Source organism: Empedobacter sp. UBA3475 (assembly GCF_002378465.1).
Lineage (GTDB): Bacteria > Bacteroidota > Bacteroidia > Flavobacteriales > Weeksellaceae > Empedobacter > Empedobacter falsenii_B.
This window is the reverse complement of record NZ_DFRA01000044.1, coordinates 1-7,886: the sequence shown is the minus strand read 5'-3', so window position 1 is coordinate 7,886 and position 7,886 is coordinate 1. Positions and strand designations below refer to the sequence as shown.

The window sequence follows — 7,886 nt, the reverse complement described above, 5'->3', positions numbered from 1 at the left end:
CCTGCCTCGTAAAATAGGTCGTATAATTTCGGCAGATTTTGGGTCTTGCTTAATCAGTTCTTCACGCTTTTTTCCATCAATAATAAAGGCATCATTAAATCCAGTTTTAATCCCGTAATTTATTCTAATATCCCAATCCTTTAAAGGTGTGCCAACTGCCTCAATTTTAGCTTTTATGCTTTGCTCTATAGGTGATAAAACTACCCAACTGTCAGATGAATTGAAGTCGATTAATGTTTGGTTTTGTCTAAAATAATCCCCCAAATTATTTATTACTTTTTCTTTTACGATACAAGCAAGAGTTCGGTATTGATTCTGTTGTTTTTTAAACATTAGAATATTAGTATCAACTGTTGCAGAATCAAATATTTGAATTCCTCCAAAATCAATTAAGACTTTAGGATTTGTTTGCTCAATAAAATATTTTCTTAAACTCTCTCCATAGGCAGCACGCATCCACTTATTGGAAGTAATAAAAATTAAGCATCCATTTTGTTTTAAAATATTATTTCCTAATTCGTAAAACAAACTATAGATGTCTCCCGTTTTTGCAAATGAAGCATAATTTAATTTTTGAAGCATATTACTTGCTTCTTTCATTTTTTGTAATTGAATATAAGGCGGATTCCCGATGATGACATCAAATCCTAGGTAAGAACCATCATCTGCTAATACTTCAGGAAACTCGAAGCGCCACTCGAAACTATTCTGAAACATGACATTGTCCAAAATTTCTTGTTTCTCTTTGGTTAATTTCTCTGCTTTTAGTTTCAATTTTTTTAAATTGTCTCTATCTGCTTTTTTAATCTTTTCTCCGAATAATGTTAAGTTATCTAAGCGTAATTTTTCGTTTTCATATTCACCTACGGCTTTAGATATTTTTTCTTTGATTTTAGCATCTAAAGTTGTTCTAAAATTATTTTTGATGTTTCGGATAATGGTTTCTACTTCAGCTTTTTTTGCTTTACTATTCGTGTGTTTGTACTCACTAACTGCAGTTTTATAGTCGTTTATTGAATATGTAACTTCTTTATTTTTAAACGCTTGTTTTAAACTGTCGTCTAACTTAAATCGGTGAACTAACGAATTACCACATTTAATATTGATATCGATATTTGGTAATGTTTGCAATTCGCCTTCAGTTGTGTAATATGCATTCTTTAACAGCTCTATCCATAGACGTAAACGACAAATATTTACCGAATTGGGATTGATGTCTACACCAAATAAACAATTCTCAATTAGGGTTTGTTTTTCATGAAACAATGTTTTTTGAATATGAAGACTATTAACATCTTGTCGATTATACTCGAATAATTCACCCTCGTTATAAGCAATATATAACTCATCATTTTCTATTGAAACTTCACACGGTATTCTTTCACCTTGTTCATTAGAAAGGATTCCTAATTCACTTTTTACAGCAATTAATTCATTTAAAGCAGAAACTAAAAAGTGCCCAGAACCTACAGCGGGATCACATATTTTTAAAGTATTGATGGTGTTATTTAATTTGATTCTATCCTCTTTTTTAAAGAAACTTTGACAATAAGCTTTTACATCTTCAAAAGTTTCGATAGAATGATGGTATTCTGCTTTGAATTTATCTACCACAGCCTCTCTAATCGCTTCTTTACACATAAACATTGTAATGTACCCAGGTGTATAGAATGAGCCGTCTTTGTATCCATTAATTTTCTCGAAGATTAGACCCAAAACCGAAGCATTAATTAAGGTTTTTCCATTTTGTTCATCTTCAATATCTGTATTGGCATCAGCCGAAAAATCGTATGAATCTAAAAATCGGAAGATATAATCGAGCGTATTTAATTTACCATTTAATTTTTTACCGTTATTATCTTTTAAAATTGTACCTGAAAAAACTTGCATTTCTTCATCTTTCAGTGCAGTAATATCAAATGTTAAACGCTCCATTTCACTATGTTCAAACAAACTACTGTTTAGATAAGGGATATTCTTGAAACGTTCCTTGTTTTTATCGTGTCTTTCATTTAATGGTCTTGCTAATGCTGAAAAGAATAAATCGTTTAAAGCATCATAACCATTTAGAAAATTAAAATTTAAGAATTTGTATTCTTTGGATTTGTTATAACTGACTAACTGTGATTCTAGTAATTTAAGAAATAGAATACGGTTGATCCAATTAATACATAACTCTAACCCTACATTGAAAGCTTTCTCTGGAGAATTTGGTATATTCGTTATACGATCTAGATAACTTTTATCTTCTAATGTATAAATTGTATTTTCTAGTATAGAAGCATAATCACGTTCTTTAGGATCTTTTCTTACAATTATCTTTTTAGACCCTGTTTTCTCTTTTATTTCTTCTAAACCGATAATATGAAGTAACTCTTTGTAGAAATCATTGTTTAGCTTATTACTATCATTACCAAATGATTTACCTAATAAATGCGTATCAGAAAATAATTTATATAGGTTACTAATTTTAGTATCATTGTATTTTGTTATTTCTTTCGTGTCTAATTTAATGTGTACATAGGGAAGTTTGTCTTTTACCTTCTCAATATAAATTGCGGCTATTTCTTTATAGAATAGCTCGTTTTTAGCAGTGTCTTTTAATCCATCACGGAAACGCGCATATTCTTTTATTAATTCTGTATTTTTATAAAAATAATCGTAAAAGTCTTCCCCTTTGAAAAAGAACCATTCAATCCCATTGGTAACTATAATTTGCTTTATGTTATTATTCTTATAATCTATGCGTTCGCGTAAATAATATAATAAAACTTCTTGTAACGCTTTTTTATTGATATTATTCGTTGAAATAAATTCGGCTTTATTACTCGGTCTTTTGGCTTCTATAATAACACCAACATCACTTTTAGCTGTCTTATCTAAATAAATAGCTAAATCAATTCGATCTTTGGTATTGATTAAATTCTTTTGATAAAATGTATTGGTTAAGAACTTCTTTATAGGTTCTTTTAAATGTTCTTCAGATTCATTTCTACTATCACTAATTCCAATCGATTCTAAGCAAGCTAATAATTCAGATTTGAAATTTTCAACTTCTTTGCGGATTGGCTTAAATTGGCGATAAGCGGGATTTAATGCTTTAACGATAGATATCATTTCATATTAGTTTAGTTATTAAATATAACAATATATCTATAAAGAAATAAAATTTTAACATATAAAACTATCTAATAATTACTTATAAAGTTTAGTGTTTTTAAATATTTATCTCTATAATAATATTGTTATAATATTTTGGCCGCATCAAGAATGAATAAAACTAAGATTTATATCAAAAATGCTTAAAAAGCTCTTATCCTATAATTTTTTAGATATTCATCATAATTGGTGAGTTTGTTTAAAATGCACGAATTACATCAAACTCGTTGGAAATTCTTCTTCAATCATTTCAATTGATTCTATAGTTGATTTTCTTTTTCTGTTTTTATATAGTATTCTACATCTATTATTCCGTTATATCTAGTTAGATTAGAGTTCAATTCAGAATTACTATTTTCTAAACTAATAATCTTTTTTTCGAGTTCAGAAATTTTATCAAATTCTTTCTTTTTTAAAAAATCAAATATTCCCATCGCAATTAATTTTCTTGATACAACAAAACTACATAGAGCGTTACAATCTGATTTACGTGAAACCGTAAGTTTATAAAACATTCGTTTTAATTCTTCTACAATCATTTTAATTAATTCAATTTTTAATTGTTCTTATAGTCGTAATCATTACCTTTATTCCAAAGTAGATGCTATGTGTTTTCATGTAAAAGTGACCAAAACAAAAGAACAGATTGAAAAGAAATCAAGGTTGAAATTCAAACCTGAAGTTAGATTTGCGCCAAATCCTCATTTCAAAGGTTTTGATCATCCGAAATTACCTGTTATCACCAATCAACAAGATTTTATTCATTTGTTGGAATGGGGTTTAGTTCCGCATTGGGCTGGAAATGATTTTAATTCGAATAATACACTAAACGCACGAATTGAAACTATTGATGAAAAACCATCTTTTCGAGATGCTTACACCAATCGTTGTGTGATATTGGTTGATGGCTTTTATGAATGGCGACACGAAGGCAAAGACAAAATCAAATATGATATCGGAATCAACAATAATTTGATGTGTTTAGCAGGATTATATTCTGATGATACGTTTACGATAGTTACAACTGAAGCTGTCGGCATTATGGATTATATCCACAATACTAAACATCGTATGCCTGTTGTATTTAATGATGGTGAAAACTTAATGAATTGGCTTAATTGTAAACCTATTGTACCATTTACAGATTTCAGCTACCAGCGTGAAGATGGTCAAGTGAGTTTATTTGGATAATTCGGATTTTATATGTCGAAATAAGATTTTTCGGACATCCTTATTATCTTGTTTTTGTTCGATAAATGATTTCATTTCGTCAAGATTATCAAGTAAATGATCGCAATAGCCAAATCCTTTGTAAACTCCTTTTTCAATTAATACAATACCTTTTTCATTTTCAGTTCTTCCAACCAATTCAAATAAAAAATCCTTTTTAGGTAAATGCACTGTTTTCAAAAATTGACGAACTCTTTTGTTATAAAGTTTCACTTCTTCCCTATTTATACAAGCTCCATTGCATTCTTCTAAACTATATTGAAAACAACTTGATTTGATTTTATATAAACCATTTACTTTTTGACAAAGCTTATATTTTTCAGTGATATAGAATAAATAATCTTTTGCTTCATTTTGTGATGTAAATGAAATGATTTCGTTCCCAGAGTTATCAATTTTCTTTATTATTAATGCGTGATAACCATCCGAATTTATTTCTTTATATAATGCGTAAAAGAACTTAATCTTGCGTTGAGCTCGATTAAATATTGGCAGATTTTGTTTGATTAATTCAGATTCTCTCAACAAAGCAATCAATTCATTTCCTGTATTTTCAAATTGTATAGAATGCGTAAAATGCTGAAGTTTAATTTCCTTTTTATCAAGTGATTTGAAATGCTGAATCAATCTTTTTCTGATATCAATACTTTTTCCAATGTAGATAATATCTTGCTTGTCGTTGTATAAATAATACACGCCACAAATATTTTTTGGAACTTGGTCAACCAACATTTTCAATCTATCATTCAGTACCATGGCACAAATTTACTGAATCAATTTCTAATTATTATTTTTTAACACTTTTCCGCGACACCTTGTAGCGCTTTATTTGCTCAACTTTGTAACATGATGTATGCTTTAGTTGACTGCAATAATTTTTATGCCTCGTGCGAACGAGTTTTTAATCCAACGCTGAATGGAAAGCCTGTTGTGGTACTTTCTAACAATGATGGTTGTGTAATTGCACGTTCTAATGAAGCCAAAGATTTGGGCATTCCAATGGGTGCTCCTGCTTTTGAATACGAGAATAATTTTAGATTAAATAAAATCAATGTTTTCTCTTCAAATTATGCTTTATATGCGGATATGAGTAATCGCGTGATGACTATTTTGAAGTCGTATTGTCCTGATATTGAAATTTATTCGATTGATGAATCTTTTCTTCTTTTCAAAGGCTTTGATAACTATGATTTGGTAAATTACGCCCAAGAAATTAAACAAAAAATATATACCATTACCAAAATTCCAGTTTGTATTGGTATTGCTCCTACAAAGGCTTTAGCTAAAGTGGCGAATCGAATAGCAAAGAAATTTCCGAAACATCATAATGGTGTTTATATGATTGATTCGAAAGAGAAAATAAACAAAGCCTTAAAATGGTTAAAATGTGAGGATATCTGGGGAATTGGGCGACGTTTAGCTAAACGTTTAGCTTTTATTGGTTGTAAAAACGCGTATGATTTTACATTATTGAGTGATGAATACATTAAACGAAATTTCTCCATCGTAGAATTGCGTTTGAAAAAGGAATTATTAGGCGAAAGCGTCTTAAAATTAGATGAAGTTCAACGCAAAAAATCAATTGCCACAACTCGAAGTTTTGAGAAAACAATCAATGATTATGAAAATCTGAAAGAGCGTGTTTCTACATTTGCTGTTTCTTGTGCCGAAAAGCTTAGAAAAGAACAATCAAAATGCAACATTATTACTGTTTTTGTGATGACCAATCGTTTTGATGAAAAACAATCTTTTGTTTCAAATTCTTTAAGTACAACCTTAGATTTTGATTCGAATTCGAGCATTGTTTTGTCCAAATCTGCTTTATTTTTATTGGATAAATTGGTGCCTGCAGAAGGAAAAGTTCCTGATTATAAAAAAGCTGGCGTTATTGTTTCGGCTATTACGCCCGATAATCAAGCACAGATGAATTTATTTCACGAAGATTGTCCAAAACATAAAGCGTTGATGAGTGTGATGGATCAATTAAATGCAAGTTATGGCGATCATATGCTAAAATTAGCTTCGCAAGATGTGCGTAGAAAATGGAAAATGAAGCAAGAACGTTTGTCGCCTTGCTACACAACAAGATTTACAGATATTTTAAATGTTTATTAAATGGTACAGTTTATTCAAGTTCCTAAATTCTCGGAAGAGTTAATCAATATCCCTATCAAAACAGATGGTGAAAAACGATTTGTTCAATTTTTTGGTGATGTTTCGGCTGGCTTCCCCTCTCCTGCTGCTGATTTTGTACAAAATAATATTAGTTTAGATGAAATTTTACTGAATCATCCCGAAGCAACTTATCTTAATCGTGTGGGTGGCGAAAGTATGTATCCTGAATATCTGAAAGGTGATTTACTTATCATTCGATCTGATATCGAACCCAGACATCATGATGATATTGTAGTATCGGTCAACAATTCCGAATACACGTTCAAACGTTATGATGCCATCAACAAACAATTGATTTCTCTTAATCCGAAATACAAAAATTGTATTCAATTACAAGATGAAGATGTTGTCATTATTTTGGGAGTTGTAACTGATTTGGTGAGGCATAAGAGGAATTAAATTAATTTTGAATATTAAATCATAATTAATACTTTTATAAAAGATTCAATCATCAAGAGTACATAAGGTACACCAACCGAGTTTAACAAACCACGGTGGTAAAGCGATGAGGGCTGTTCAGTCAAAAAATTGTTACTCCCTTTATTCTTAATGATTGATACTGTTTAATAAATTAAAGTATCAAAACAATGGAAAATTTAACTGAAAAATTTGAAAAAAACTTGATTTCACTTTCAGATCAAGAAGTAATTAACTCCTTCAATAAAGAGGTGGGTAATACTGGATGGGTTGCTGCACGAGCTCACTTTCTAAAAGCACTAACTAATCAATTCGAATCAAGAGAAATTGACTATTCAATCATTAAAAATGAAAATACAATTTCTTTCGCGAAAAAGGTTTTACTAAAGGAAAAAAAATTACATTATTAAAAAACATGAGCCGATTATTTATGCTAATCGGCTCATTTTATAAATTTATAACAATTCGTAAAGCTTTACCTCTCCTCCATTTTTTTCTTCGTAACTATTCGCCCAAGTAAAATAATCATATTCAATTTCTGACCAACTATTAGCTTCATATTCGAACCCATAGTTTAGGTTTACTTGATTCAATTCAATCGAAACGTGTAACCGATCTTTGTCTTCAAAATCAATTGATTTATCAAACAGCGTATTGTTATTTAGTTTTTTTAGTACAAGTTCAACCAAATTATTTGGATTATACTTTTTAATAACATCATCTAACATTATTTCGCCGACAATTACTACGTCTAATTTTTCATTATAACGGTATAAGATCCAATGATGATTCAGTTTTTCAATAGTATCTGAATCAAAATCAGAACACGTACAAAACGTGACATCAGCATAAACTTGACACATAAATAATCTTTTTTATAAATATACCGGTAGTGCATTTGTATT

General features: G+C 29.8%; 8 protein-coding genes and 1 riboswitch. Of the genes, 4 read left to right on the top strand and 4 right to left on the bottom strand.

Annotation, left to right across the window (positions count from 1 at the left end; all coding sequences use genetic code 11):
• A partial coding sequence (locus tag B3I31_RS10155; RefSeq protein WP_291088008.1) for a DUF7149 domain-containing protein occupies positions 1-3,117 on the bottom strand: 3,117 nt, incomplete at its 3' end.
• A gap of 302 nt (positions 3,118-3,419) precedes the next feature.
• Positions 3,420-3,698, bottom strand: coding sequence for a hypothetical protein (locus B3I31_RS10150; RefSeq protein WP_291088005.1), 279 nt, complete (start codon positions 3,696-3,698; stop codon positions 3,420-3,422).
• Positions 3,699-3,765: 67 nt separating this feature from the next.
• Between B3I31_RS10150 and B3I31_RS10145 the strand changes: the two genes are divergently transcribed.
• Positions 3,766-4,350: an SOS response-associated peptidase gene (locus tag B3I31_RS10145; RefSeq protein ID WP_291087985.1), complete on the top strand. Its 585-nt coding sequence runs from the start codon at positions 3,766-3,768 to the stop codon at positions 4,348-4,350.
• Here B3I31_RS10145 and B3I31_RS10140 read toward each other — a convergent pair.
• The gene (locus B3I31_RS10140) at positions 4,339-5,145 is read right to left on the bottom strand and encodes a GIY-YIG nuclease family protein (RefSeq protein ID WP_291087982.1); all 807 of its coding nucleotides are present in this window, start codon (positions 5,143-5,145) and stop codon (positions 4,339-4,341) included. The genes B3I31_RS10145 and B3I31_RS10140 overlap by 12 nt on opposite strands.
• A 90-nt stretch (positions 5,146-5,235) precedes the next feature.
• On the opposite strand from B3I31_RS10140, the gene B3I31_RS10135 reads away from it, so the two are divergent.
• The 3 genes from B3I31_RS10135 (at position 5,236) to B3I31_RS10125 (ending at position 7,391) form a co-directional block, all read left to right on the top strand.
• Positions 5,236-6,504, top strand: a complete 1,269-nt coding sequence (locus B3I31_RS10135; protein WP_312350671.1) for a Y-family DNA polymerase — start codon at positions 5,236-5,238, stop codon at positions 6,502-6,504.
• The gene (locus B3I31_RS10130; RefSeq protein ID WP_280038067.1) at positions 6,505-6,963 is read left to right on the top strand and encodes a LexA family protein; all 459 of its coding nucleotides are present in this window, start codon (positions 6,505-6,507) and stop codon (positions 6,961-6,963) included.
• Positions 6,964-7,007: 44 nt separating this feature from the next.
• A riboswitch (SAM-I-IV-variant riboswitch) is annotated at positions 7,008-7,102 on the top strand.
• A 49-nt stretch (positions 7,103-7,151) separates the two neighbouring features.
• Positions 7,152-7,391: a hypothetical protein gene (locus B3I31_RS10125; protein ID WP_038330370.1), complete on the top strand. Its 240-nt coding sequence runs from the start codon at positions 7,152-7,154 to the stop codon at positions 7,389-7,391.
• Positions 7,392-7,436: 45 nt separating this feature from the next.
• Here the strand turns inward: B3I31_RS10125 and B3I31_RS10120 are convergent, their stop codons facing one another.
• Positions 7,437-7,844 (bottom strand): hypothetical protein, encoded by a 408-nt coding sequence (locus B3I31_RS10120; RefSeq protein ID WP_291087980.1) that lies wholly within the window; start codon positions 7,842-7,844, stop codon positions 7,437-7,439.
• Between the last annotated feature and the right edge of the window lie 42 nt (positions 7,845-7,886).